Source organism: Halorubrum sp. 2020YC2 (assembly GCF_018623055.1).
In the GTDB taxonomy this organism is placed as follows: Archaea; Halobacteriota; Halobacteria; order Halobacteriales; family Haloferacaceae; genus Halorubrum.
Genome location: NZ_CP076019.1, coordinates 1,262,548 through 1,286,670 on the forward strand (window position 1 = coordinate 1,262,548; position 24,123 = coordinate 1,286,670).

Here is a 24,123-nt window from a genome sequence, read left to right on the forward strand (position 1 = left end):
GCCCCGTCGCCGCCGTCGGACCGAGAACCACATATTCGTGTATATATAGGGCTTGGTACCTCCATATATCCGGCACGCAAATGCTTAATACCGTCTCTCCACCTTTCGATAGTATGTTGGAAGACACGCGGTCCGGAGAGGTCGTAGACGAGAAGCGTCGTCGCCTGCTCGCGGCGGCCGCGGGCGGCTTAACCGTCGGCGCCCTCGGCACCGGGGCGACCGGCGGCGCGGCGGCGCAGGACGACGGGACGCTCACCCTCGTCCACGACACGCACTTCCACGGGCGGTTCGAGGACGCGGGCAACGAGGCGATAGACATCGCGCGGTACTACGCCGTCGTCGAGGAGTTCCGGTCCGAGTACCCCAACGCGGCGTTCCTCGGGAACGGCGACGACCTGGCGCCCTCGGTGCTCGGCTTGGAGTTCGAGGGCGAGCACATGGTCGAGGCGCTAAACGAGATGGGGCCGGACGCGGTCGGCGCCGGGAACCACGAGTTCGACTTCGGCGTCGACACCGCGAGCGAGCGCTTCGAGGCCTCGGAGTTCCCGTGGGTGATCGCCAACCTGCTCACGCCCGAGGGGGAGCCGGTCCCCGGCGCGGAGCGGTGGACGACGATCGAGGTGGGGAGCTACACCGTCGGCGTCTTCGGCATGGGGACCACCGGCTTCTACGACATCACGGACTACCCCGAGGACTGGCAGGTGCTCGGCTACACGGAGGCCGCGGAGGCCGCCGTCGAGGCGCTCGAACCCGAAACCGACTTCATCGTCTGCGCCTCGCACGTCTCCAGCGGCGTCCACGAGACCATCGCGGCGGTCGACGGCGTCGACGCCATCGTCGGCTCGCACTCGGGCGTCGTCTACGAGGAGCCCGAGACCATCGAGGGGACGACCGTGGCCGAGTTCGGCGACGAGTTCGACCACATCGGTCGGCTGACGTTCGACGTCGAGACGGGGGATCTGGCGGAGTGGGAGCGCGTCGACCTGTACGACTCCGAGGCGCTCGAAGAGGACGAGTCGCCGCCGGAGGAGACTGAGAACTACACGCCGCGCGACGTGCGGTCGATCGAGCGCGACCAGTCCGTCGCGGAGATCGCCGACGGCTACCTCTCCGACCTCGAGGAGCGCCTCGGGCAGCCCGTCGTCGAGACCGAGGTCGAACTCAACGCCAGCTTCGACAACTACGAGATCGAGACGGGGTGGGGGAACCTGATGGCGGACCTGATGCGACAGGTCGGCAACCTCGAGGAGGACATCGACGTTGCGGTCCAGAACGCCGGCGGCATCCGGTCGGGGTCCACGTACGGTCCCGGCGAGCTCACCGGCAGCGACGTGATGAACATCCTCCCGTTCCCGAACGAGATCGTCGTCTACGAGCTGACCGGCGAGCAGGTCCGGTCGTACCTCGAACGCTCGGTCCGGCCGATGCCCGGCGACTACGGGGCGCAGCCGGCGATCCAAGTGTCCGGCGTCTCCTACGAGTGGACGGGCCACGACGGGGAGGGGCAGGTCCGGAACGTCTGGGTGGGCGGGGAGCCGCTCGACCCCGAGGCGACGTACCTCGTCTCGACGAACGACTTCGTCGCCGGCCGGAGCGAGGAGTTCGTCGAGGACTCCCGCGTGTTCAACTCCGGGCAGTTCCAGGGACCGTTCGTCAAGGACACGCTCGACGCGGAGTACGACACCATCGCGCCGGAGCGCGAGGAGCGCATGATCCGGGTCGACGAGGTGATCGAGGACGCGGGCGTCGACGCCTCCGAGGGGACCCTCTCGGTCTCGTTCGCGCCGACGGACGCGGTCGAGTCGCTCGTCGAGGGCACCTTCCGGCTCGTGGCGCCGGGCCACGGCGTCGTGGAGGCGTCGGCCGCGTCCGCCGACGGCGAGGTCATCGTCGAACTCGGCGCGGAGGCCGTCGTCGAGGCGTTCGACGCGACGGAGGCCGACGCGCTGTCGCTGGTCGGCGGCTTCGACCCGAACAGCGAGCACTACGGCTACGAGAACGAGGACGGCGAGACCGTCGAACTCCCCGTCAACGCGAGCTACGACTACTACGAGCTACGGACCTCGGTGGCGGCCGACGGCGTCCGAGAGACCGTCGGCGGGGACGGCTCCGACGGGTCTGACGGCGGCGACTCCGACGGGAGCGACGGCGACTCCGACGGGTCGGACGGGAGCGACGGCGACATGAACAGCTCCGACGGGTCGGACGACGGGTCCGACATGAACGACACCGGCGGAGAGGGCGGCGAGACCGCCGACAGCACGCCCGGCTTCGGGCCGCTCGCCGGCGCCGCCGGCGTGTCGGGCGCGGCGTACCTCTACGAGAAGTACGGCGGGAGCGACGACTCGGACGAGTAGACGAGACGGCTGGCGAGTAGACAGGGCGACGGAAGAGGTGTCGGACCGACGGACGAGGAGGCGGAGCGACAGGCGAGAGGGCGAGAACCCCGGCGGGCGGTCGGTCCGCCCGCCGACGCCGTCTTTAGCCCGGACGACGAACGGATCACACGACACGAATGGACCTCCCGGACCCCGACTCGGTACCCCGCCGCGAGTTCTGTAAGGCCGCCGTCGCGCTCGGCGGCGTCGCCGGACTCAGCGCCTGCCTCGGCCGCGACGGCGACTCGGACGAGGACGCGGTCGAGGGCGGCCCGTTAGACGGCGTACCCGCGGGCGACCCCGGCGACGCCCCGGAGCGCCAGCACGCGTGGAACGACGCGCTCGACCGCGACGAGGCGGGCAACGCCGTCCCGCCGACCCACCACGTCCTCAGGTACGTCGACGTCGACCGCGGCGACGAGACGCTGGCGGCGGCGCGAGAACGGGTCGAGGCCGCGTTCACCGACCTCGAACGCGCCTTCGAGCGCTCGCCGGCGGGACTGCTGTTCACGGTGGGGTACTCGCCGTCGTACTTCGACCGGCTGTCGGGGTCGCTCCCGGAGTCGGTCGACCTCCCGGCGCCGCGGCCGCTGACCGGGCTGGAGGACCCGTCGTTCGACGAGGCGGACGCGCTCGTCCACCTGGCCGCCGACGATCCCGCGGCGGTGCTCGCGGCGGACGAGGCGCTGTTCGGCGGGGCGACCGCCGCCAACGGCGTCGCGGTGACGGACGCCGGCGACCTGTTCGAGCCGGTCGACCGCCGGACCGGGTTCCACGGACCGGGCCTCCCCCGCGAGCGACGCGACGTCGACGGGATCCCGGACGACGCGCCGGTCCCGGAGGGGGCGCCGCTGTTCATGGGCTTCGCGAACGGCTTCGCGGCGTCGCAGGCCACGGAGGGCCGCGTGACGATCGGGGCGGGACCGTTCGCGGGCGGGACGACGCAACAGGTCTCGACGATACGGACGCAGCTCGACGCCTGGTGGTCACAGGAGAGCCACGCGCAGCGCGTGGCGAAGCTGTTCAGCCCGACGCACGCCGACGAGGAGCGCGTCGGGGAGTACGGCGAGCGCCTCGGGGACGACCCGGGGGTGGCGGACCTCCCGGAGGACGCCGTCGCGTACGCCCGCGAGGAGGGCGTGGTCGGCCACGCGCAGAAGGCCGCCCGCGCCCGCGAGGACGGGGAGCCGCGGCTGCTGCGCCGCGACTTCCCGACGACGGACGGCGACCACACCGGGATCCACTTCCTCACGCTACAGGAGTCGATCGCCGACTTCGTCGCCGTCCGCGACGCGATGACCGGCGCGGACATCACCGACGAGACCGCCGTCGGAAGCCGGGTGAACAACGGGATCCTCCAGTACCTGTTCGTCCGGAGCCGCGGGAACTTCCTCGTGCCGCCCCGCGGACTGCGCGCGCTTCCCGACCCGAATCCGAGACACGACAGATGACACGCGACACGACGCCGACCGACCGAGGGGAACCGACGCGAACGCACAGCCGCCGCCGCGCGCTGGCGCTCGCCGCGACCGGGGCGGGCGCGCTCTCGGGGTGTCTGACCGACTCCGGCTCCGACATCGTGAGCGAGGGGGGCGCGGACGACGGCTCCGGGGGCGAGAACGGGAGCGGCGCTGACGGCGGATCCGAGGGGGAGGGCGGAGGCGGCGCCGCGCCGTCGCTCCCGCGGGTCGAGGACCCGCCCGCGGCGACGTACGTGCCGACGCACTTCGAGGCGATGCGGCGCCTCGACCCGGTGGAGGCGGGCGAGTACCTGCTCGAACCGATGGTCACGTACCCGCACCGGTTCTGGAACGTCACCGGCGACCGCGTCGAGGAGGCGGCGCCCACCGACGAGCACGACGTCCACCTGATGGTGACGGTCCGCGACGCCGAGACCGGGCGGATCCTCCCGGCCGAGACGGGGCTCCGGGTGACCGTCGGTCGCGAGGGCGAGTCCGGGACGCCGAACGCCCCGTGGCCGATGGTCTCACAGGAGATGGGGTTCCACTTCGGGGACAACCTCTCGCTCGACGGCGACGGCACCTACGAGGCGACGGTGCGCGTGGGCGCCATCGACGCCCGGAAGACGGGGTCGTTCGCCGGTCGGTTCGAGGAGCCGGCCACCGGGTCGTTCACCTTCGAGTACGACCGATCGTTCCGCGAGTCGGTGATCGGCGACATCGCGTACGTCCGAGAGGAGTCCGACTGGGGCGCCCGCGGCGCGATGGCGAACGGCGCGGTCGGACGCGGCGGCGGCCGGAGCTACGGCGACGCCGACCGCGACGGCCCGGACCACGTCGACGCGCAGCGGCAGGACGCCGACCGCGACCACCGCGGCGAGCCGCGCTGGGAGGCCCGCGTCGGTGACCGGCGCTACGGGACCTACTGGCGGCCGCCCGAGGAGGGGGAACTGCCGCCCGCGGCGCACCTCCCGGGGACGCTTCAGGGCGAGCCGGTCCTCGGTGACGCGCTGCTCGCCGCCAGCCTGCTCTCCCCCGGCTCGCGGTTCGTCGACGGCGACGAGCGGTACCTCGCCGTCTCGCCGCGGACCCCGTACAACCGGTCGATGCTCCCGATGACCGCGATCGACTACGCGCTACGGCGGGAGGGCGAGACCGTCGCGTCGGGGTCGCTCGACCCCGCGCTCGACGACGAGGTCGGCCACCACTACGGGACCGCGCTGGGCGACGCCGCGTCGGGCGACGAACTGACCCTCTCGGTGACGACTCCCTCGAACGCCTCGCGGCACGCGGGCTACGAGACGGCGCTGCTGGAGACCGGCGAGGTGTCGCTCGCCCTGGAGGTGGACGAGTGAGCCGCGCCTCGGGGCGTTCGGGAGACCGGGAGGAGCGAGGGGGCGGGCGGAACGCCCCGCGGCCGTCCCGAGTCGCGCTCGTCGCCCTCGCCGCGGTCGCGCTGGCGGTCGGCGCCGCGGGCGCGCTGGCGGGACCGGCGAGCGCCGGCGACACCGCTGGCGCGCTCTCGGTCTCGCCCGACGAGTTCGACGTCGAGCCGGGCGACACGGTCACGTTCGAGGTCGCGATGGTCAACGACGGCGAGCGCGGCGACGACGCCGTGTACGGGTTCACGCTCCGACTCGACTACCCGACGGAGTACCTGACCGTCACGGCGGTCGAGCCCGCGGACTGGTTCCGCGAGGCGCCGGGGGACGGCGCCGCGTCGGGAGACTCGATCGAGGTTCGCGAGTCGGTCGAGTACGACGACGAGCGCGGGGCCGCGCGGCTGCGTCAGTCGCTCGCGGACCCGACGAGCGGGGTCACCGGCGAGGCGCCCGTCGCGACGGTGACCGTCCGCGTCGAGCCGGACGCGGAGCCGGCGGTCGCGGAGGTCGGGACCCGCGAGACGAGCACCGACCTCACGAGCCGGCGCGACTACCCGCAGCCGCTGTCGACGCCCGCCGCGACGTTCAACATCTCCGGCGGGGGGAACGGGTCGGTCGTCACGCCGGCGTACGACGACGCGGCGTTCGCGGACGCAGGAGACGGCTCGACCGCGGAGGACGCGAGCGACGGCGCGGACGGCGAGGCGAGCGACGGCACCGGGGACGCCGGCGCGAACGAGAGCGGCGGGAGCGGCGCCGGCGCGAACGAGAGCGGCGACCCGGCGGACCCGACCGGCGGCGAGGCCCCGGCGCCGGTCGGGGCGGCGGTCCTCGGCGTGCTCGCGGCGGCGGCCCTCCTCGGCAGGCGATGAGCGGCGCGGACGGGGGCCGGTCGCGGGGCGGTCGGAGCGGACCGCGGACGCCCGGCGGGGCGTGGACGCCGTTTCTCGCGGGCGTAGCGGTCGTCCTCGTCGCGTCGCTGCTCCCGGTGCCGGACGGTTTCGTCGGTTCCGGGGGCGCTTCGGGCGGCGCGGCGGTCGGTCCCCTCGCGGCCCTCGGTCCCACCGGCCCTTTCCACCTGATCGGCTACGCGGGGCTGGCCGCGCTCGCGACCCGGGCGACGAGTCGGGCCCTCGCCGCCGGGGCGTCGGTCGCGGTCGGATTCTGCGTCGAACTCCTCCAGTCGCAGGTGGCGTGGCGGTCGTTCGCGTGGACGGACGCCGCCGTCAACGCGGTCGGCGCGGCGGTCGGCGTCGCAGGGGTGTGGACGTTGGTCGCCCTGCGGCGGCGGGGCGATCGGGGGGACCGAGGCGGCCGCGACGCCGACGGCGAGCGGCGATGACGACACGGCTTTACGCGCTCGGCCGCTTCCTCCGACAATGAGTAAGCCGAGCCCCGACGCGTACGAGCAGGGGCGCGGGATGGACGCGCACAACGCCGTGATGCGCGACATCCGCGCCGAGCGCTCGGAGACGTACGACCCGACGGAGCCGACCCGCGTGTGGATCGACGAGGACAACACGCCCGACGGCGTGGTGAACTCCCTCACTATCATCCTCAACACGGGCGGCTGTCGCTGGGCGCGCGCCGGCGGCTGTACGATGTGCGGCTACGTCGCGGAGTCGGTCGAGGGCGGCAGCGTCGCCCACGAGGACCTGATGACGCAGATCGACGCGTGCCTCGACCACGAGGCCGAAGAGGCCGACGAGCCGGCCGAGCTGATCAAGATCTACACCTCCGGCTCCTTCCTCGACGAGCGCGAGGTGCCCGCGGAGACGCGGCGGGCGATAGCCGAGACGTTCGCGGACCGAGACCGGATCGTCGTCGAGTCGCTGCCGGACTTCGTCGACCGCGAGAAGATCGCGGACTTCGCGGACCACGGGATCGCGACGGACGTGGCGGTCGGGTTGGAGACCGCGACCGACCGCGTCCGCCACGACTGCGTGAACAAGTACTTCGACTTCGCGGACTTCGAGGACGCCTGCGCGGAGGCGGCCGCGGCGGACGGCGAGTTCGCGGCCGACGTGGGGGTGAAGGCGTACCTCCTGATGAAGCCGCCCTTCCTCGCGGAGCCGGAGGCGGCCGCGGACATGGTCGACTCCATCCGCCGCTGCGCCGACGTCGACGGCTGTCACACCGTCTCGATGAACCCGACGAACGTCCAGCGGTACACGATGGTCGACGAACTGTTCTTCGAGGGCGGCTACCGGCCGCCGTGGCTCTGGTCGGTCGCGCACGTCCTCGAGGAGACCGCCGACGTCGACGCCATCGTCGTCTCCGACCCGGTCGGCCACGGCTCCGACCGCGGCGCGCACAACTGCGGGGAGTGCGACGACCGCGTCCAGACCGCGATCAAGGACTTCGACAAGCGGCAGGACCCGAGCGTCTTCGAGCAGGTGTCCTGCGAGTGCGAGGCCACCTGGGAGTACGTGATGGACGAGGAAACGAGCTACAACATGCCGCTGGCGCGGTAGCTCGGAGGCCTGAGAACTCGGCGGCGGCCGGGTGTCCGGAGACGGCCGGGTGTCCGGAGACGGCCGGGACCCCGGGGCGGTGGTCAGCCGCCCTCGAACGATTATGACAGATGGCGATCAGTATTTCTCTATTTTTAGAAATAAACGATCTATTTCGACTGAGAACGCGTGACAGACACGCGAACTACGCCCGTGTATGCTGAACGATCAGGTCGAAAAAGACCCTTATAGCTCCGGTTCTTGTATCCTATCATGAACGCAGACGCCAGCGGTTCCCCGCCCTCCCGCCGGAAGTCGGTCCTCTTCTGCCCGGAGTGTCGTTTCGAGAGCGCCCTGTCGGACGGGTGGCTCGTCGTCAGCGACGGCGACGAGCGCACCGTCGTCTGCCCGGAGTGCGGCCACGTCGCGGACCACCGGTCGGAGCGCTCCGCGCCGACGCCGCAGCACGCGGACTAGTCACTTCTCTTCCGGGGTCCGGTTCGCGAGGACGGGTATCTCCGACAGCCTCTCCGCGTCGAGCGCGTCCCAGTCAATCCCCTCCGGTCGCGCGTGCGGCGTGTCGGTCCGGATCGTCCGCTCGGGAGTGACGACGAGGTCGAGCGGCACGTCGTGGGCGTCGGGCGCCGGGAGCTCGGCGTCGGGGTCGGTGAGAGCGGTGCGGACCGCGGACTCCGGGCCGTCGAGAACGGAGAGTTCGTGGACCGTCGTCGCGACCGTCGTGACTCCGTCGTCGGACTGCGTCCGGCTGTCACCGGGCGGAGCCCGGTTGTCAGAGGGACTCCGTCCCTCGCCGCCAGAGGCGCGTTGCGCCTCGCTGTCGACCGCGTCGAGCTCGCGGAGGACCGCCCACTCCAAGTCGCTGTACCCCTCCCCCTTGCCGATCCGGGCGCCGTCCGTCGTCACGCCGACGGAGCCGGCGACGATCAGGTCGACGTGCGCGACGTCCTCGGGAGCCGTTGGCGTCCCGTACTCGGAGATGCCGGAGACGGTCGTCGCGTCGTCTATCTCTTCGGGGGGGATCTCGGCCGGGTCGAGCCGGAGGAACGGGTTCGGGTCGCGGAGCCGCGGCTGCGCGACGTAGACGGCCTTCCCGGCGCGGAGCGCGGCCCGGCGGACCGGGAGCTGCGGCGCGTCGGGGTTGGCCTTCAGCGTCGCCGCCGACTCCCACGCCTCGGTTTCCGCGAGCCGCGCCGCCGCCTCGTCCGCGCCGGCGAAGTTGGGGATCCGGTCGTGCGGCGGGAACGGAAAGCGCGCCTGATCGCCCTCGTCGAAGGCGTCCCACACCGCCTCCCGGACGGCCTGCTTGTCCATGCGCCGACCTGACCGCTCGCGGGCATCAACGTTCCGCCGGCGGAGTCGCGTCCGATCGGATGTTAAACATATCAGAAGTAACTATTATGTTCGGGTGATGGTTCTCGCACCCATGGACACCGTTTCGGTGACCGAGGGAATCACGTACGGCTTCCGAATCATGGTCTACTACATCGCGGTGGTGATCGTCGGGCAGGTCATCGCCGCCGTCGGCGGCGGGATGTTGGCCGCGGCGACGGAGACCGGATTCAGACAGGGACCGAACTGGGGACTCGCCCTGTTCGGCCTCCTGGTGGCGCTTCTGGGCGCGGTGGTCGTCTTCGCCGGGATATTCGGTGCCATCTATAAGGTGATCGCCGACGGCGTCGCCAAGGGGCGGTCGATGAGTCCGTCGACCGACTGAGGAGACCGCAGGGGTCGTCGGCTCTACAGTCCGCTCCGCGACGCGCCTTTTAACCCGTTCAGGCGCGCACGGTCGGGTATGTTCGAAGACCGGCCGGACCGCGACGCCGAGGTCGTCCTCGTGGGGCGCTCGAACGTCGGCAAGTCCACGCTGATGCGCGAGCTGACGGGCCACGACTTCTCGACCGGCGGCAAGCCGGGGGTCACCCGCCAGCCGAACCACTTCGACTGGGCCAGCGAGAGCTTCATGTTCACGGACCTCCCCGGGTTCGGCTTCATGTCCGGCGTCGAAGACGAGCACCGCGAGCAGATCAAGACGGACATCGTGCGCTACCTAGAGGACAACGCCGACTCGATCCTTGCGGGCGTCGTCGTGATGGACGGCAAGGCCGCGGTCGACATCATCGACCGCCACGCCGAGCGCGGGAACATCCCCCACGACGTGGAGATGTTCGGGTTCTTAGAGGACGTGGGCGTCGAGCCCATCGTCGCCGTCAACAAGACCGACAAGATCGACGACGTCGACGAGCGGCTCGACGAGATCTGTGATCGTCTCGGGCTCTACCCGCCGTGGCAGCAGTGGTCCGACCGGGTGGCGCCCATCTGCGCGAAGCGGGGCGACATCGAGGCGTTAGAGGAGTGCCTCCGGACGCGCTTCCACGACCACAACCGCGACGACCTGCTGAAGTTCGTTTCTTAAATATCAATGTGCGGCGGTGGGATCGGTTGCTCCGTGACTTCGGTCGTCTGTTTATAAGTAATTACGATCGGAGCGGCGGGAAGCGCCTCCAAATCCCCAGTTGCTCGGCGATACGTGGTCGACCGTAGATCGATCGGAAACACCTCCAAAGCCCCAGCCGCGACGGCTCGCGCGCCTTGCTGCGCGCCTCACTCGGTCGCTACCGCTCCCTCGTTGCGGTGCTTACTGCGGCGTGCTTCGCCCTCGCGGCTGCCCCTTTGAGTCCCGCCCGACCGCGACCGCACAGCACCTCACACCTCCCCATCCTCGTCGGGCGCGTCCTTCGGGCTCCCACCGGTCGCCCTCGGCGCGCCCGACTCCCTCGCGCGTGCTGCCTCGCGGCCGCCGTGAGCGGCCGCTCGCAGGCACGCGCCACCGCAGAGTTATTTATAAATCGTTGACCCAGTCACCGGTTAGGGTCGCATCGTTTCAGAACTCGAAGCCGACCGCGTCGCGGCTCGGTCGGAGCGGGCCCTTCGGGTACGGCGGCTCGGCGTCGGGGTCGTTGTACGCCCGCGGCGCCACGTCGTTCGGTCCGTCGGGGTAACAGAGCGCGGCGAGCGTCTGGATCGCGGTGCGGCCGCTCGCGAGCTCGAACTGCCCGCCGCCGTACATCTCGATCCCGTTCCGGTCGCAGTAGGCGATCGTCTCGAACAGCGATTCGAGCGTGCCGAACCGCGAGGGCTTGACGTTACACCACCCCGGCTCGACCGGGAGGGATTCGAGGCTCTCGACGCCGTCGATCGGGTAGTCGAAGGAGAGCCGGTCGGCCTGCGGCTCGACGAGCGCGCTCGTCGCGGGCGTGAACGCCGGGTCCTCCACGACCGCGGCCGGGAACGCGGCGAACACGTCGCGGTACAGCTCCGGGTCCGGCTCGACGTCGACGTCGGTCCCCTCGTACCAACCCTTTAGATCGAGGACGCGCACGGCGTCGGTCTCTCGGAGCGTCTCGAACGCCTCGTCTGGCCACTCCGGCGTGGGGTCGAGCTTGAACTCCAGATCGGGGTTGCGCGCGAGCAGCGCCTCGACGCGGTCGGTCGACGGCGGGTCACCGAGCCGCGTGGAGACGACGAAGCGGACCGGCTCGGGGTCGACGCCCAGCCGCTCGCCCAGCGACTCCTCCTGCTGCCGGAGCGCCAAGTCGAGCGCCGCGCTCTCGACCGCCCACCGCCGATAGTTGCGCGAGGCCTCGCTCTCCGGCTCGTGTCCGTGAAAGAGGTCGACCTCGTCGAGCCGGTCCGACAGCGCGTCGATGGTCCACTCGCCCTCGACGTCGATCGGGTCGGTCCCGGCGAGCGCGTCGTGGTCGGCGGTCTCGTAGGTCACGTCCTCGCCGCGCCCGACGAGACCGTCGCCGGAGAGGCGGTACTCCGTCGTCGTGCGCTCGAACCCGCTCGTCGTGTCGGCGGTCCGCCGGCGGCGACCGACCGACTCGATCGTCACCGACAGCTCCGCGATCCGCTCGTAATGGCTCATGACCGACCCGACGGCGGCCGGTCACTTAAATCGGTGAGCGCGGAGGGGTCGGGTTCGGCCTCGCGCGAGACCCGACTAGGCTCCGGAGTCGCTCGCGCGGTTCCGGAGCGTCGCGATCCGGGTCCCGAGCGCCCAGAACAGCGGGGTCACGGTGAGCGCGACCGCGCCCGCGGCAGCGACCTGAAGGACGGTCGTGGTGAACCACGGCGCGCCGTCGGCGTACGGCAGCGAGGTGTGGGTCACGTCGCCGATCACGGGCACGAAGTAGTCCATCAGCAGGTCGACGGTGTACCACGCGGTCGCGACCGCGACCGCGCGGAGCGGGAAGTCGGTGATGCGGTGAAGGACGAACGCCTGGACCACCATCGCGAGGTGGCTGAAGAGGAGGAACGCGTACAGCGCCGGGCCGTTGACCGCGAGGAACTCCGGGTAGAAGGCGACGAGGACGTACGGGGTCCACAGCCCGAGCTTGATATTTCCGAAGAAGGCGAGCGCGGCGAGGGTGTCGCTCGACCGCCCGAGCGCCCACGCGCCGAGCGCGAGCGCGATGAGCAGCGTCGCCCCGGGGCTGTCGGGGATGAAGATCCACATCTCGGTCGGGAGCGCCCGAAACTGGAACCGGTAGTACCAGAAGCCGAACGCGGTGCCGACGAGGTTGATCGCGACGATGACCCACGCGAACCGGAAGGCGACGTCCTCCAGCCGTTTCGGGAGCGGCGCGACCCACCGCGGGAGCGACTCGCGGTCCGGCGGGTCACGGCCGAGCGCGCCGACGAGGTCCATACCGCCGGCTCGGACCGGGCGGGCAAAGCCGTGGCGGTCGCGGCGGACGCGACCGGCTAGCGCGGGCGGGCCGCGAGCGGAGTCGTCCCGCCCGACCCACGGCCGCGACGAAAAGGGCTATGGGCGCCCGGCGGAAAGGCGGGGGTATGCGCCCGCGAACGCTGCTCGCGCTGCTGCTCGTCGTCCCCCTCGTGGACGCGCTGTTCTTGATCGTGGTCGCGACGCGGCTCGGGTGGGCCGTGACGGTCGCGCTCGTCGTGTTGACGGCCGTCCTCGGGATGCTCCTGTTGCGCGCCGAGGGCCGGGCGACGCTCGCGCGTATCCAGCGCAAAGTGTCGCGCGGGGCGCCGCCGACCGACGAACTGCTCGACGGCGGCCTGCTCATCGCGGCGGGCGCGTTCCTGCTCACGCCGGGGCTCGTCACCGACGCGGTCGGCTTCCTGTTCGCGCTCCCGCTCTCGCGGGTCCCGATCCGGATGGCCTTGAAGAAGTACGTCGTCGTCCCGTACATCGAACGCGAGACGGACGGGTTCCTCTCGGGCAACGTCTACATCGGCGGCTTCCCCGGCGACGGCGAAGGCGGCTTCTCGATGGGCGGCGGGAGCGGCTTCCCCGGCGGCGGTCCCGGCGGCGCCTCGGGCGGTGGTCCCGACGGGTTCTCCGGCGGCGAGGGAGACGACGGCGACGGCGGCGTCGGGGGGAGCGCGGACCCCGGCGACGCGTCGGCGGACGACGACGTGGTCGACGTGGAGTACACGGTCGAAGACGAGGAGCAGCGGCGGACCGACTGACGGCGCGGGCGTCGCGAACGTCCGTGAAACCGCCACACGGCGGCCGGCTCCCGAAAGGAAACCCTTAAAATCCTACCCGCGCAACGACTGAATGCGCTCACCTGGGCCAATAGCTCAGTCAGGTTGAGCGCTCGGCTGATAACCGGGAGGTCCACGGTTCAAATCCGTGTTGGCCCACCTACAACGCGCACGGTCTTCGGCCGTGCGGGATTGGTGGGCTGGGACTCCCCAGCCACCCAATTTCCGTCTCGTCGCTACTTCCTCAGCGAGTCGTGTCTCGATATTAGTGTGGAGTTTCGAGTAGTCCGGTAGCTATCGGTCGATTTTGGACTATTACGTAGTGCGACCGTCGGAGACCAGCGGATAGCAAGTTCGCGAGGATTCCCTTAGACCGTACAGCGATAGTATCGATATCCGAGCAAAATTTATACGCCGTCTATACGAGCTGTATACTATGAGCGCAGACAGGAAACCCGTACCGGTGTCGCTTCCGCCGAAGCTCGTCGAAGAGTTAGACGCCCTCGTGGAGGAGGGACAGTTCGGATCGCGTTCGGAGGCGCTCCGATACGGTGCTCGGCTGGTGGTTCGCGAGGAGTTCCAGAAACGGCTCCACGACCGCACGGCAGCGGAGGCGGCGGACGACATCGAGGAGCGACTGGACCGCAAGCGTGTACCTTGATACGGACGTCGTCCTCGCGGTGTTGAAAGCCGACGACTGGCTCAGTTCGGCCGTCGACCTCACCGCGATCGACGACCCGAAGACCTCGGTCTCGACCTGTATCGAGGTCCAATACGCGATGGAAGGAGAGTGGGGTCGCGAGCGGCTCACCACGGTAAACGAATCGCTGGCCGACGAGGGGGTCTTACTCGTCCCGCTTCGGGAACCCCACATAGCCGCCGGCGGAGCGCTTCAACGGACGTACGATCGGCTCAACCTCTTCGACGCGGTCCACCTCGGAACGGCGGACGTCCTCGATGAGATCCTCGTTTCGACGGACACGCTGTACCCGTCGATCGACGAGATCACCACCGTCGACCCGCGCGAACTCTGAGCGGGGCCCGGCCCCCCTTCGTACTGACTTGCCGGGAGTCGGTCAGAGACGAACGCAGGCGTCGTCGGACTGGCTGGATTCCGATTCCGCGGCGAGGCGGACCTGTCTCCGGACAACCGATAAGCGACGCCGGAACCCGATCTGGTCCCCCGTTTCAAGTCGCTCGATTGCCAACCATCACTATGCGACTCACGCCGGGCGTGTACGAACTGCGCTTACACGTATCGATGGACGACCGCGAGGCCACCTTCCGTCCGGCCGCCGTCGAGACGCCGCGCGGACTACTCTTGGTCGACGTCGGACTGCCCGAGAAGCTCCCCGTCCTCGAAGCCGCGCTGGAAGAGGAGGGACTCGACCTGAGCGACGTGTGGGGAATCCTCGTCACCCACCAGGACCCGGACCACGCCGGCTGTCTGGCGACCGTCGCGGGCCGGACCGACGCCGTCGTGTTCGCCCACGAGACGGAGGCGCCGTACCTCGAAGGCGAGAAAGAGTTGGTCAAGTCCACGGAGGAGCGCCCGCTGGCGATAGACCCGACGACGGTCGACGTCCGCCTGAGTGGGGGCGAGACGTTCGCGACCGCGGCGGGACCGATGGAGGTCGTCGCCACGCCCGGGCACAGCCCGGGTCACGTGTCGGCGTACTTCCCCGACGCGGCGCTGCTCCTCGCCGCCGACGCCCTCAACGTCGTCGACGGCGACCTCGTCGGCCCCCGCCCCGAGGTGACGCGGGACCTCGACACCGCGTGGGAGAGCGTCGAGACCCTCGCCGGACTCGACGTGGCGGAGACCCTCTGTTTCCACGGCGGCCACGTCGAGTCCGGCACCGACCGCATCGGGGAGTTGGCTGCCGAGCGGTGAGGCGGCGAGGGGGTAGCGACCGACCGGTAAGCCGGCGGAGAGACGGCGGCGGGCGCGACCGCGACCCGCACGTTCAAGCCGGCGGCGCGGTCACCTCTCGCCGTGGAACCGAACCCGCTTTCGCTCCGGTCGTACGACCCGCGCGACGACGACGCCGTCTGGGCGCTCCACGAGTGGGCGATAGGGGAGACCGGGGTCGACCCGTCGGACGTCCCCGGGACGGACAACCTGCGGAGCGTCGAGGCGTCGTACCTCGACCCGGGGGGCGAGTTCCTCGTCGGCGTCGTCGACGCGGACGACGCGCCCGACGCGTCGGTGACAGGAAACGCGGTGCCGGATTCGACGGCGCCAGAATCGACGGCGGCGGACTCGGCGGCGCCGGACTCGACACCGCCGACGCGGGAGACGGCCGAACTGACGACGTACGACGGGACGCTCGCCGCGATGGGCGGCTACGTGCCGAGCGAGGCGGGCCGCAACGACGAGCGCGACCGCCCCGGCGCCGCGGAGCTCCACCGGATGCGCGTCGCGCCGCCGTACCAGCGGCGCGGCTACGGGCGGCGGCTGCTCGACGAGCTCGAACGCCGGGCCGGCGCGGCCGGGTTCGAGGCGCTCCTCGCGACGACCTCGACGCGTCAGGCCGCCGCGCTCGACTTCTACGCGGACCGGGGGTACGAACGGACGGGGACCTCTACCGCCGGCGCGTACGAACTGGTGCACTTCGAGAAGGAGCTGTGACCGGCGGTCCGCGGGACGCGATCGAACGTGGGACCTGAGCGAGCGCGGGACGCGGTCGGCCGGCGTCGGCCGGTCGACAGCTATCGGTCGCCCGTAGCCAACGCTTTGTGAGCCGACCGAGAGGGTGGCGTATGGACCGATTGGTCTGTTACGACTGCGGCGAGACGTACGCCGCCGGCGACGCGGCCCGCTGCGCGTGCGGCGAGCCGCTCTGGTTCGAGACCGACGCCGCCGCGTTCTCGTGGCCCGACGCGAGCGAGGGCGGGGGCGTCCGACTGGGACGTGACTCCCTCTGGCGCTACGAGTCCGCGCTTCCGGCGGCGGAACCGGGCGGCCTCGCGGCCGCCGCCGGAGGCACGCCGCTGTTTCGAGCGCCGTCGATCGAACCGCCGGACGGGCCCCGGATCCACCTCAAGGTCGAGGGGACCAACCCGACGGGGAGCTTCAAGGACCGGGGGACGGCCGTCGGGATGAGTCGCCTCGACGGCCCGGTCGGAACCGTCTCGCACGGGAACATGGCGCTGAGCGTGGCCGCGCACGCGGCGGCGGCCGGCCGGGAGGCCGCCATCCTCGTGGCCGAGGACACTCCGGACTCCCGCCTCGCGATGATCGCCCAGCACGACCCCCACCTGTTCCGGGTTCGCGGCGAGTACGGACGGCTCTACCGCGACACGCTCGGCGCCGACCTCGGCGTCGCGTTCCTCAACTCCGACGCCCCGCTCCGGGTGGCCGGACAGAAGACGGTCGCGTACGAGATCTGCGAGGCGTTCGCTCCCGACGCCCCCGACGCGATCGTCTTGCCGGTCAGCAGCGGCGGACAGGCGAGCGGGGTCTGGAAGGCCCTCCGAAAGCTGAAGGCGGCGGGACTGCTCTCGACGCTCCCGCGGATCTACCTCGCGCAGGCCGCGCGGTGCGACCCGATCGCGCGGGCGTTCCGACGGGGGAAATCGCGGGTCGAGTCCGTCGACGGCGAGCCGACGGCGGCGGTCTCGATCAACAACGGCGACCCGCCGAGCGGGAACCGGGCCCTCGCCGCCGCGCGAGCGACGGACGGCGCGGTCGCGTCCGTCTCGGAGGACGCGATGCTGGCCGAGCGGGAGCGCCTCGCCGCCGACGCCGGCGTCTCGGTCGAGCCGTCGTGCGCCGTGGCCACGGCTGCCGTGCGGGACCTCGCCGCAGCCGGGGAGTTCGACGCCGCGGACGACGTCGCCGTGATACTGACCGGGTCGGGGTACAAGTACGGACCGTCCGGGGTCGACTCGCGGTCGGTTCGCGAGATCGATCGGGCGGACGTCCCCGGCGCGGTCCGCGAGATAGCGCCGTGACCGGTCGCGCTGGCACGGAATCGCACGTTTCGGAATCCCGGAACGACCCCGACCACAGCGGTTTACACGCGGTTCTCCGTGAGGCGGGGTGTGGATCCCTTCGACGACGGCGGGGTCTGCGAGAGCGGCCACGAGTTCCGCGTCCCGGACCGGACCGACGCGGGAGTGTACCGCTGTCGGGAGTGCGGCACTCCCGACCTCGAACCGAACTGAGCCCCCGCGAACGGTGACGGGGGTGCCCGTGGGCGGAGAGGGGGACCGCCCGCGGGCGGAAGTGTCGACCCCCGTTCCCCACTACGCTTAACCGGTCCGGGCGAGTCACTTCGGTCGATCATGAAGAAGCTGATCAACGACCCGGACGACGTCGTCGACGAGATGCTCGACGGGATGACAGCGGCGCATCCCGACCGGCTGCGGCGCCTGTCGGACACGCAGGTGCTCGTCCGCGACGACGGGCCGGTCGAGGGGAAGGTGGGGATCGTCACGGGCGGCGGCAGCGGCCACGAGCCGACCCACGCGGGGTACATCGGTGACGGGATGCTCGACGGGGCGGCCGCGGGCGACGTGTTCTCCTCCCCGACGGCCGACGAGTTCGAGGAGCTGATCGGCGCCTGCGACGCGGGCGACGGCGTCCTCGCGGTCATCAAGAACTACGAGGGCGACGTGATGAACTTCGAGACCGCCATCGAACTCGCGGAGATGGAGGGCGTCGAGGTCGAGAGCGTCGTCGTGGACGACGACGTTGCCGTCGAGGACTCGCTGTACACCTCCGGCCGTCGCGGCGTCTGCGGGACGATCCTCGTCCACAAGGCCGCGGGCGCGAAGGCCGCGCGGGGCGCCGACCTCTCTGAGGTCAAGCGCGTCGCGGAGAAGGTGGTCGACAACGTGGGGACGATGGGCACCGCGCTCACCTCCTGTGTCACCCCCGAGAAGGGCGAGCCGACCTTCGAGCTGGGCGACGACGAGATCGAACTCGGCATCGGGATCCACGGCGAGCCGGGCACCGAGCGCACCGAGACGATGAGCGCAGACGAGATCACCGAGAAGCTGACCGACGCGGTCCTCGACGACCTCGACCTCGACGAGGGCCAGGAGGTGCTCACGATCGTCAACGGGATGGGCGCCACCCCGCAGATGGAGCTGTTCGTGCTCAACCGTCGGCTTCAGGAACTGCTGGGCGAGCGCGGCCTCGAGACCCACGACGCGTGGGTCGGGGACTACATGACCTCGCTGGACATGGCGGGCGCGTCGATCACGGTGTGCGCGGTTGACGACGAACTGAAGGAGCTGTTCGACGCGCCGGCCGACACCCCGGCGCTGACGACGACATGACCGACGACGGCGCGGCGGTCGTCGCGGCGGTCGAGGCGGTCGCCGAGCGCATCGAGGCGGAGCGCGACCGCCTGACCCAGCTCGACTCCGCCATCGGTGACGCCGACCACGGCGGGAACATGGCGCGCGGCTGGGCCAAGGCGGCCGACGCCGCGCGCGACCTCGACGACCCGGACGCGGAGACCGTCGCGAAGACGGTCGGCAAGACGCTGATGGCCGAGGTCGGCGGCGCCTCCGGCCCGCTGTTCGGCGGGTCGCTCGTGTTCGCGGCGGGCGAGCTCGACGACGGGATCACCCCGGCGACCGCGGTCGCGTTCGCGGAGACGTACTTGGAGAAGGTCGAGGACCGCGGCGACGCGCGCGTCGGCGACCAGACGATGGTCGACGCGCTGACGCCCGCGGTCCACACGTTCAAGAAGTCGATCGAGGTGGACGACTTGGAGCCGATCGAGGCGCTCGCGAAGGCCGTCGACGCCGCGGAGCGCGGCGTCGCGTTCACCGTTCCGATCAGAGCCAGAAAGGGACGCGCCTCCTACCTCGGCTGGCGCTCGGTCGGCCACCAAGACCCCGGCGCGACGAGCGCGCTGTTCATCGTAGAAGAGCTGCTCGCCGTCGCCGCGGAGCGGCTCGACGTCGACGTCCCCGAGACGGACGCCGCCTCACCGACGATCCCGGACGAGGATCCGGACGCGACGGCGCCGCCGCCGACCCGGGGGACGACTGATGGTCGGGATCGTCGTCGTCTCGCACAGCGAGCGCGCCGCCGAGGGGATCGCGGAGGTCGCCGCCGAGATGGCCGGCGGCACCCGCATCGAACCGGTCGGCGGCGACGGGAAGGGCGGGATCGGCACCGTTCCCGACGCTATCGAAGACGCGATCGACGCCGCGGCCGGAGGTGAGGGTAACGGTACCGAGGGAAGCGAGGGCGACGGCGTCGTCGTCCTCGTCGACCTCGGCAGCGCGGTGATGAACGCGGACGTCGCCGTCGAGTTGAGCGACGCGGAGGCCGTGATCGCGGACGCGCCCGTCCTCGAAGGCGCGGTCAACGCGGCGGTCGCGGCCACCGACCCCTCGGCCACGGTCGAGTCCGTGCGCGAGCAGGCGGAGGCGGCCCGCGACATCGAGAAGCTGTAAGTCGGACCGAATCGCCGCCGACCCCCTCCTTCCGGTTCGGTCTACGCCGCCCGGTCGTCGAGTCCCAGCACGTCCAGCACCTCGCCGCGCGTCTCGCAGGCGAGCGCGGCGGCCGCGAGCGACGCCGCTTCCTCGGCGTCGACCTCGCGCACCCGCCGTTTCACGTCCGGCACCGTCACCGCGCTCATGCTGAGTTCGTCGAAGCCCAGCCCGACGAGCAGCGCCGTCAGTGCCGGGTCGCCGGCCATCTCGCCGCACATCCCCACCCACGCGTCGGTCCCCTCGGCGGCCGCGGTCGCGCGGTCGAGCGCGCGCAGCACCGCCGGGTGGAGCGGGTCGTGGTACTCGGCCACGGCGTCGTTGCCGCGGTCGGCCGCCATCACGTACTGGGCGAGGTCGTTCGTCCCGACGCTCAGGAAGTCGAGGCGCTTGGCCAGCGCGTCCGCGACGAACGCCGCCGCCGGCGTCTCGACCATCGCTCCCAGGTCGGGCACCGCGTGGTCGACCCCTTCGTCCGCGAGGTCGGCCGCGACCGATTCGACGGCGTCGACCGCGCGCTCGACCTCCTCGACCCGCGTGACCAGCGGGAACATCACGGCCAGTCCGTCGCCGTCTTCGGTCGCGGCCGCGCGCAGCAGCGCCCGGAGCTGCGTCTCGAAGAGGTCCGCGTGCTCGTCGAGCGACAGCCGGATCCCGCGCCGCCCGAGGAACGGGTTCGGCTCGTCGGGGAGGTCGAGGTACGGGACCGGCTTGTCCCCGCCGACGTCGAGCGTGCGCACGACGACGCGGTCGTCCGGGAACGCCGACAGCGCCGCCGTGATCGCCTCGTACTGCTCCTCTTCGGTCGGCGCCGCCTCGCGGTCGACGAAGAGGAACTCGGTTCGGAACAGCCCGACCCCGTCGGCGCCGCGCTCGGCGGCCGGAGCCAGTTCCGGCTCCCCGCCGACGTTGGCCGCGACCTCGACGGGCCGGGCGTCGGCGGTCGCGACGCGCTCGCGGATCGCCTCCGGGCCCGCCTCCCGGACCGCGGCGCGGCGCTCCTCGTCGGGGTCGACGACGACCTCGCCGGCCTCGCCGTCGACGAGGACAGTCTCCCCGTCCGCGATCGAATCGAGTTCCGCGCCGACGCCGACGACGGCGGGGATCGCGAGCGACCGCGCGATGATCGCGGCGTGGGAGGTCCGGCCGCCCTCGGCCGTCGCGATCCCGGCGATCGCGTCGGGGTCGAGCGCGGCGGTGTCGCTCGGCGTGAGCCGCTCCGCGAGCAGCACCGTCCCGTCGGGGAGCGTGGCGAGGTCGGCCGGCGACCGGGCGGCGACCGGTCCGGACGGCTCGCCGGCGTCGGATTCGGCGTCCGACGGCTCGTCGCCGTCCGACGCCTCGCCCGGTTCCGCGAGGAGCGCGCGCAGCAGGCGGTCGCGGACGTCGCGCAGGTCGTCGGCCCGCTCGGCCATCCGCCCCTCCATCCCCTCGAACTGCGAGACCGCGGCGTCGAACCGGTCCGCGACGGCGTGTTCCGTGGGCGTCCCGTCGCGGACTGCGGCCTCGACGTCCTCGACTATCGTCGGGTCGTCGAGGAACCCCTCGTGGGCCTCGAACACCGCCGCCTCGTCCTCGCCCACGCGTTCCGCCGTCCGGTCGCGGGCGTCGCGCAGGGCGGACCTGACGGCGTCGCGAGCCGCCTCGTACCGGGCCAGTTCGGCGTCGGCGTTGACGGACTCCGGGTCGGGGCGGTCGGGGAGCGTCAGGTCGGCGTCCGGGCGGTACCAGCGCACCGTTCCGACTCCCGAGCGCGGCGTGCTCCCGACGCCGTCGAGCGTCCTCACGGGGCGTCCTCCGCGTCGGCGTCCGCGGACTCTCCGACGGAACTCGTGAGCAGGTCACAGACCGCGTCCAGCGCCGCCTCGGCGTCCGGGCCCTCAGCGACCACGCGGACCGACTCGCCGTGCTCGACGTTCAGCCCGCTCACGGAGAGCATGCTGTCGGCGCGGACGGGCCCGTCGTCGCCGTCGGCGGCGCGCCCGATGGACACGTCGGCGTCGAATCGGTTCGCCGTCTGTACCAGCCTCGAGGCGGGTCGGGCGTGGAGTCCGGCCTCGGGCTCGACCGTCACGGTTCGTTCCATGGGCCCGGGTTGGCTCCCGGCGGGTAATAGCTGATCGGAGTTCCCCGAAGTCGCCGGCCCGACGACGCCGCCGTCCCGGCTACGGCGCCGCCTGGTTCGTCGAGACCAGTTCGATCACGTCGCGGTGGGAGAGCTCGCGGTCGGCGCCGACCTGCCGGCCGCTCCGGCAGTCGGTGCCGTGGAGCAGTCCCTCGCCGATGTCCGAGTGGATGTGGTACGCGAAGTCCTCGGTGGTCGACCCCTCGGGGAGGATGAAGCAGTCGCGGAAGACGCCCTTCTCGTCTTTGCTCCCGTTCGCGGAGCCGGGGAAGACGGCGATACAGCCTAACACGTCGAAGACGGCGGCTTCGAGCGCGCCCTGAACGCCGGTGCCGTCGTACTCGTCGACGAACTCGCCGATCCGGTCGAGACCGGCCTTCTGCTCGCCGGAGACGTCGCCGACGACCTCGAAGCCGCTCTCGCCGGGCGCGTAGTCGACGACGCCGGCGTCGTCCGCGTTTTTGAGGGCCTTCTCCGCGTGGGCGCTGGCGGGGACGAAGGACAGGTGGTCGTACTCGGGGTCGCTCGTTATCTCCTCCCAGTTGGCCTGCGCCTCGGGCGTGTCCATCTTGTTGGCGGCGATCACCATCGGCTTCGTCCGCTTCCGGATCTCGCGGGCGAGTTCGACCCTGTCCGTCTCGTTCCACGTCTCGGGGTCGAGTTCGAGTCCCTGCGCGAGGATGGTCCGCTTCATCCGGTCTTTGTCCGTGCCGAACGCGGACATCTGCTCGGCCAGCTCCTTCTCGATGGCGGCGTCGGCGCCGTGGTACCGCGTCTCGAACTTTTCGAGACCCTTCTCTAACACGTCGAGGTACCACGCGTCCAGCTCCTCCTCTAAGAAGTCGATATCCTCGCGCGGGTCGTGGCCCTCGGTCGCCTCGCCCTCGATGTCCGTCTTGCCCGAGAAGTCGACGACGTGGATCAGCACGTCGGTCTCGTTGAGGTCGGTGAGGAACTGGTTGCCGAGGCCGCGCCCCTCGTGGGCGCCGGGGACCAGCCCGGCCACGTCGACCAGCTTCACGGGGACGAACCGCGTCCCCTCGCGGCAGACGCCGACGCTCGGCGTACAGGTCTCGTCGAACTCGGGGGCGGCGCAGTCGACGCGGACGTACGCCTCGCCGACGGTCGGGTCGATGGTGGTGAACGGGTACGCGCCCTCGGGCACGTCGTTCATCGTCGCGGCGTTGAAGAACGTCGACTTCCCCACCGAGGGCTTGCCGACGAGTCCGATCCGGTAGCTCATTACCACCGGTGGGCGACCCGGCGTAAAAAGCGATGCGAGACGCGCCGTGGCGTGGGGAGCGGTGACGAACGGCGGAGAGCCGGGGACGCGTCCGCGGCCGCCCGGTCAGGCGTCGCCGTCGGACTGCCCCGGCTCGCCCACCGCTTCGATCGGGAGGACGTTCTGGAGCGCGGCGACCGCGTCCGCGGCGCTCTCGAACGTCGCTTGTTCGACGTCGTCGAGGAGGTCCCCGAGGTCGGCGTCGCCGTCGGCAAACAGCACCGTCGTCCCCGCGAACGACTCCGCGAGCGCCTCGCGGTCGGCGGGGTACGCGTGGGCTTCGAGGGTCGGTTCGAGCCGGGAGAGGTTGATCTCGTCGGGCATACCGTCCCGTCGACGGGACGCGACATAAGCGCGCGCCTCGCTTCGACGGGGTCGATCCGCGTTTCTCCCGCACGCACGCGACCGCCGCGACCGCCGCGACGCGGCCGGACGCCGCCGAACGCCGGCGAGAAACCGGCAAGAACCGCAAAGGGTTATGAGTCCCCGGTGTCATGGTACACGTGAACATGCCCCTATACGACCGGATTCTGGTTCCGACCGACGGCTCCGCGGAGGGGGAGCTGGCGGTGTGTCACGCGCTCGACCTCGCCGCGGTCCACGGGGCCTCGGTCCGCGCCATCTACGTCGTCGACACCGCACGGTACGCCGGGATGCCGATGGAGACGACCTGGGAGGGCGTGGGCGACCTGCTGTACGACGACGGGGAGGCGGCGCTCGAAACGGTGTGCGAGCTGGCCGCCGACCGCGACATCGACGTCGAGACGGCCGTCGTCGAGGGGTCGCCCAGCCGCGAGATCATCACCCACGCCGAGGAGGCGGGCTGTGACCTCGTCGTGATGGGGACCCACGGGCGCGGCGGGATAGACCGGCTCCTCCTCGGGAGCGTCGCGGAGAAGGTCGTCCGCGGCTCGTCGGTCCCGGTGTTGACCGTCCGGATCGGCGACGAGGACGACGAGGCCGCGACGGCGGCCGAGTCCGCGACCGCCGGCGGGACCGGGGCGGACGGACCGGCCTCCGACGTGACCGAAACCGGGTGA

At 71.4% G+C, this 24,123-nt stretch carries 26 protein-coding genes, 1 tRNA gene and 1 pseudogene; 21 read left to right on the top strand and 7 right to left on the bottom strand.

Features of this window, described 5'->3' with window-relative positions; all coding sequences use genetic code 11:
* Positions 1–113: 113 nt before the first annotated feature.
* The 7 genes from KI388_RS06215 (at position 114) to KI388_RS06245 (ending at position 8,150) form a co-directional block, all read left to right on the top strand.
* Positions 114–2,357, top strand: a complete 2,244-nt coding sequence (locus KI388_RS06215) for a bifunctional UDP-sugar hydrolase/5'-nucleotidase (protein ID WP_215088485.1) — start codon at positions 114–116, stop codon at positions 2,355–2,357.
* Between the two features lie 158 nt (positions 2,358–2,515).
* Positions 2,516–3,829 carry a Dyp-type peroxidase gene (locus KI388_RS06220; RefSeq protein ID WP_215088486.1) on the top strand — a complete coding sequence of 438 codons (1,314 nt, stop codon included), beginning with the start codon at positions 2,516–2,518 and terminating at the stop codon, positions 3,827–3,829.
* The gene (locus KI388_RS06225) at positions 3,826–5,193 is read left to right on the top strand and encodes an iron transporter (RefSeq protein WP_215088487.1); all 1,368 of its coding nucleotides are present in this window, start codon (positions 3,826–3,828) and stop codon (positions 5,191–5,193) included. Before KI388_RS06220 ends, KI388_RS06225 begins: the two co-directional genes overlap by 4 nt.
* Complete coding sequence (locus tag KI388_RS06230; RefSeq protein WP_251133225.1) at positions 5,190–6,092, top strand: cellulosome anchor protein; 903 nt, start codon at positions 5,190–5,192, stop codon at positions 6,090–6,092. The genes KI388_RS06225 and KI388_RS06230 overlap by 4 nt, the downstream gene beginning before the upstream one ends.
* Complete coding sequence (locus KI388_RS06235; protein WP_215088488.1) at positions 6,089–6,562, top strand: hypothetical protein; 474 nt, start codon at positions 6,089–6,091, stop codon at positions 6,560–6,562. The genes KI388_RS06230 and KI388_RS06235 overlap by 4 nt, the downstream gene beginning before the upstream one ends.
* 37 nt (positions 6,563–6,599) lie before the next feature.
* A complete protein-coding gene (locus tag KI388_RS06240; protein ID WP_215088489.1) occupies positions 6,600–7,694 on the top strand; it encodes an archaeosine biosynthesis radical SAM protein RaSEA in 1,095 nt (364 codons plus the stop codon).
* Positions 7,695–7,946: 252 nt separating this feature from the next.
* On the top strand, positions 7,947–8,150 hold the full coding sequence (locus KI388_RS06245; protein WP_215088490.1) for a transposase: 204 nt from the start codon (positions 7,947–7,949) through the stop codon (positions 8,148–8,150).
* Here KI388_RS06245 and KI388_RS06250 read toward each other — a convergent pair whose 3' ends face one another.
* On the bottom strand, positions 8,151–9,005 hold the full coding sequence (locus KI388_RS06250) for a 5-formyltetrahydrofolate cyclo-ligase (protein WP_215088491.1): 855 nt from the start codon (positions 9,003–9,005) through the stop codon (positions 8,151–8,153). It abuts the gene before it with no gap.
* Positions 9,006–9,117: 112 nt separating this feature from the next.
* Here KI388_RS06250 and KI388_RS06255 point away from each other — a divergent pair, with 112 nt between their 5' ends.
* Together KI388_RS06255 and engB are read left to right on the top strand one after the other, a co-directional pair.
* Positions 9,118–9,408 carry a hypothetical protein gene (locus KI388_RS06255; protein WP_215088492.1) on the top strand — a complete coding sequence of 97 codons (291 nt, stop codon included), beginning with the start codon at positions 9,118–9,120 and terminating at the stop codon, positions 9,406–9,408.
* Positions 9,409–9,486: 78 nt separating this feature from the next.
* Entirely contained in the window at positions 9,487–10,107 is a 621-nt protein-coding gene (engB, locus tag KI388_RS06260) for a GTP-binding protein EngB (RefSeq protein ID WP_215088493.1), read from the top strand.
* Between the two features lie 468 nt (positions 10,108–10,575).
* Here engB and KI388_RS06265 read toward each other — a convergent pair whose 3' ends face one another.
* Together KI388_RS06265 and KI388_RS06270 are read right to left on the bottom strand one after the other, a co-directional pair.
* Positions 10,576–11,622: a hypothetical protein gene (locus tag KI388_RS06265; RefSeq protein WP_215088494.1), complete on the bottom strand. Its 1,047-nt coding sequence runs from the start codon at positions 11,620–11,622 to the stop codon at positions 10,576–10,578.
* Positions 11,623–11,697: 75 nt separating this feature from the next.
* Positions 11,698–12,405 (bottom strand): DUF1405 domain-containing protein, encoded by a 708-nt coding sequence (locus KI388_RS06270; protein WP_215088495.1) that lies wholly within the window; start codon positions 12,403–12,405, stop codon positions 11,698–11,700.
* Positions 12,406–12,551: 146 nt separating this feature from the next.
* On the opposite strand from KI388_RS06270, the gene KI388_RS06275 reads away from it, so the two are divergent.
* The 11 genes and pseudogenes from KI388_RS06275 (at position 12,552) to KI388_RS06320 (ending at position 19,637) form a co-directional block, all read left to right on the top strand.
* The gene (locus KI388_RS06275) at positions 12,552–13,196 is read left to right on the top strand and encodes an FxsA family protein (protein ID WP_215088496.1); all 645 of its coding nucleotides are present in this window, start codon (positions 12,552–12,554) and stop codon (positions 13,194–13,196) included.
* A gap of 103 nt (positions 13,197–13,299) precedes the next feature.
* Positions 13,300–13,373 (top strand) — tRNA-Ile (locus KI388_RS06280).
* 277 nt (positions 13,374–13,650) lie between these two features.
* Complete coding sequence (locus KI388_RS06285) at positions 13,651–13,875, top strand: ribbon-helix-helix domain-containing protein (RefSeq protein WP_215088497.1); 225 nt, start codon at positions 13,651–13,653, stop codon at positions 13,873–13,875.
* Positions 13,865–14,248, top strand: coding sequence for a PIN domain-containing protein (locus KI388_RS06290; protein WP_215088498.1), 384 nt, complete (start codon positions 13,865–13,867; stop codon positions 14,246–14,248). Before KI388_RS06285 ends, KI388_RS06290 begins: the two co-directional genes overlap by 11 nt.
* 182 nt (positions 14,249–14,430) lie before the next feature.
* Positions 14,431–15,108: an MBL fold metallo-hydrolase gene (locus KI388_RS06295; RefSeq protein ID WP_215088499.1), complete on the top strand. Its 678-nt coding sequence runs from the start codon at positions 14,431–14,433 to the stop codon at positions 15,106–15,108.
* Between the two features lie 102 nt (positions 15,109–15,210).
* Complete coding sequence (locus tag KI388_RS06300) at positions 15,211–15,846, top strand: GNAT family N-acetyltransferase (RefSeq protein WP_215088500.1); 636 nt, start codon at positions 15,211–15,213, stop codon at positions 15,844–15,846.
* A 131-nt stretch (positions 15,847–15,977) separates the two neighbouring features.
* Entirely contained in the window at positions 15,978–17,171 is a 1,194-nt protein-coding gene (locus KI388_RS06305; protein WP_215088501.1) for a pyridoxal-phosphate dependent enzyme, read from the top strand.
* Positions 17,172–17,261: 90 nt separating this feature from the next.
* Complete coding sequence (locus tag KI388_RS15500; RefSeq protein WP_256441523.1) at positions 17,262–17,384, top strand: hypothetical protein; 123 nt, start codon at positions 17,262–17,264, stop codon at positions 17,382–17,384.
* Positions 17,385–17,504: 120 nt separating this feature from the next.
* Complete coding sequence (gene dhaK / locus KI388_RS06310; protein ID WP_215088502.1) at positions 17,505–18,503, top strand: dihydroxyacetone kinase subunit DhaK; 999 nt, start codon at positions 17,505–17,507, stop codon at positions 18,501–18,503.
* Positions 18,500–19,192: pseudogene (dhaL, locus tag KI388_RS06315) on the top strand (dihydroxyacetone kinase subunit DhaL); the annotation flags it as partial. The gene dhaK and the pseudogene dhaL, both read left to right, overlap by 4 nt.
* A 34-nt stretch (positions 19,193–19,226) precedes the next feature.
* Positions 19,227–19,637: a PTS mannose transporter subunit IID gene (locus KI388_RS06320; protein WP_215088503.1), complete on the top strand. Its 411-nt coding sequence runs from the start codon at positions 19,227–19,229 to the stop codon at positions 19,635–19,637.
* A 41-nt stretch (positions 19,638–19,678) separates the two neighbouring features.
* Here the strand turns inward: KI388_RS06320 and ptsP are convergent, their stop codons facing one another.
* The 4 genes from ptsP to KI388_RS06340 all read right to left on the bottom strand — a co-directional run bounded on the left by ptsP (position 19,679) and on the right by KI388_RS06340 (position 23,407).
* Positions 19,679–21,463 carry a phosphoenolpyruvate--protein phosphotransferase gene (gene ptsP, locus KI388_RS06325; protein ID WP_215088504.1) on the bottom strand — a complete coding sequence of 595 codons (1,785 nt, stop codon included), beginning with the start codon at positions 21,461–21,463 and terminating at the stop codon, positions 19,679–19,681.
* The gene (locus KI388_RS06330; RefSeq protein ID WP_215088505.1) at positions 21,460–21,762 is read right to left on the bottom strand and encodes an HPr family phosphocarrier protein; all 303 of its coding nucleotides are present in this window, start codon (positions 21,760–21,762) and stop codon (positions 21,460–21,462) included. The genes ptsP and KI388_RS06330 overlap by 4 nt, the downstream gene beginning before the upstream one ends.
* Before the next feature lie 79 nt (positions 21,763–21,841).
* Positions 21,842–23,044 (bottom strand): redox-regulated ATPase YchF, encoded by a 1,203-nt coding sequence (locus KI388_RS06335; RefSeq protein ID WP_215088506.1) that lies wholly within the window; start codon positions 23,042–23,044, stop codon positions 21,842–21,844.
* Positions 23,045–23,149: 105 nt separating this feature from the next.
* Entirely contained in the window at positions 23,150–23,407 is a 258-nt protein-coding gene (locus KI388_RS06340) for a hypothetical protein (RefSeq protein WP_215088507.1), read from the bottom strand.
* Between the two features lie 185 nt (positions 23,408–23,592).
* On the opposite strand from KI388_RS06340, the gene KI388_RS06345 reads away from it, so the two are divergent.
* Positions 23,593–24,123 (top strand): universal stress protein, encoded by a 531-nt coding sequence (locus KI388_RS06345; RefSeq protein WP_215088508.1) that lies wholly within the window; start codon positions 23,593–23,595, stop codon positions 24,121–24,123.

Bases quoted from the DNA above. Each gene is read 5' to 3' on its own strand.
- KI388_RS06215 (WP_215088485.1), top strand. From the start codon at position 114: ATGTTGGAAGACACGCGGTCCGGAGAGGTCGTAGACGAGAAGCGTCGT.
- KI388_RS06220 (WP_215088486.1), top strand. From the start codon at position 2,516: ATGGACCTCCCGGACCCCGACTCGGTACCCCGCCGCGAGTTCTGTAAG.
- KI388_RS06225 (WP_215088487.1), top strand. From the start codon at position 3,826: ATGACACGCGACACGACGCCGACCGACCGAGGGGAACCGACGCGAACG.
- KI388_RS06235 (WP_215088488.1), top strand. From the start codon at position 6,089: ATGAGCGGCGCGGACGGGGGCCGGTCGCGGGGCGGTCGGAGCGGACCG.
- KI388_RS06240 (WP_215088489.1), top strand. From the start codon at position 6,600: ATGAGTAAGCCGAGCCCCGACGCGTACGAGCAGGGGCGCGGGATGGAC.
- KI388_RS06245 (WP_215088490.1), top strand. From the start codon at position 7,947: ATGAACGCAGACGCCAGCGGTTCCCCGCCCTCCCGCCGGAAGTCGGTC.
- KI388_RS06250 (WP_215088491.1), bottom strand. From the start codon at position 9,005: ATGGACAAGCAGGCCGTCCGGGAGGCGGTGTGGGACGCCTTCGACGAG.
- KI388_RS06255 (WP_215088492.1), top strand. From the start codon at position 9,118: ATGGACACCGTTTCGGTGACCGAGGGAATCACGTACGGCTTCCGAATC.
- engB (WP_215088493.1), top strand. From the start codon at position 9,487: ATGTTCGAAGACCGGCCGGACCGCGACGCCGAGGTCGTCCTCGTGGGG.
- KI388_RS06265 (WP_215088494.1), bottom strand. From the start codon at position 11,622: ATGAGCCATTACGAGCGGATCGCGGAGCTGTCGGTGACGATCGAGTCG.
- KI388_RS06270 (WP_215088495.1), bottom strand. From the start codon at position 12,405: ATGGACCTCGTCGGCGCGCTCGGCCGTGACCCGCCGGACCGCGAGTCG.
- KI388_RS06275 (WP_215088496.1), top strand. From the start codon at position 12,552: ATGCGCCCGCGAACGCTGCTCGCGCTGCTGCTCGTCGTCCCCCTCGTG.
- KI388_RS06285 (WP_215088497.1), top strand. From the start codon at position 13,651: ATGAGCGCAGACAGGAAACCCGTACCGGTGTCGCTTCCGCCGAAGCTC.
- KI388_RS06295 (WP_215088499.1), top strand. From the start codon at position 14,431: ATGCGACTCACGCCGGGCGTGTACGAACTGCGCTTACACGTATCGATG.
- KI388_RS06305 (WP_215088501.1), top strand. From the start codon at position 15,978: ATGGACCGATTGGTCTGTTACGACTGCGGCGAGACGTACGCCGCCGGC.
- dhaK (WP_215088502.1), top strand. From the start codon at position 17,505: ATGAAGAAGCTGATCAACGACCCGGACGACGTCGTCGACGAGATGCTC.
- KI388_RS06320 (WP_215088503.1), top strand. From the start codon at position 19,227: ATGGTCGGGATCGTCGTCGTCTCGCACAGCGAGCGCGCCGCCGAGGGG.
- KI388_RS06330 (WP_215088505.1), bottom strand. From the start codon at position 21,762: ATGGAACGAACCGTGACGGTCGAGCCCGAGGCCGGACTCCACGCCCGA.
- KI388_RS06335 (WP_215088506.1), bottom strand. From the start codon at position 23,044: ATGAGCTACCGGATCGGACTCGTCGGCAAGCCCTCGGTGGGGAAGTCG.
- KI388_RS06340 (WP_215088507.1), bottom strand. From the start codon at position 23,407: ATGCCCGACGAGATCAACCTCTCCCGGCTCGAACCGACCCTCGAAGCC.
- KI388_RS06345 (WP_215088508.1), top strand. From the start codon at position 23,593: ATGCCCCTATACGACCGGATTCTGGTTCCGACCGACGGCTCCGCGGAG.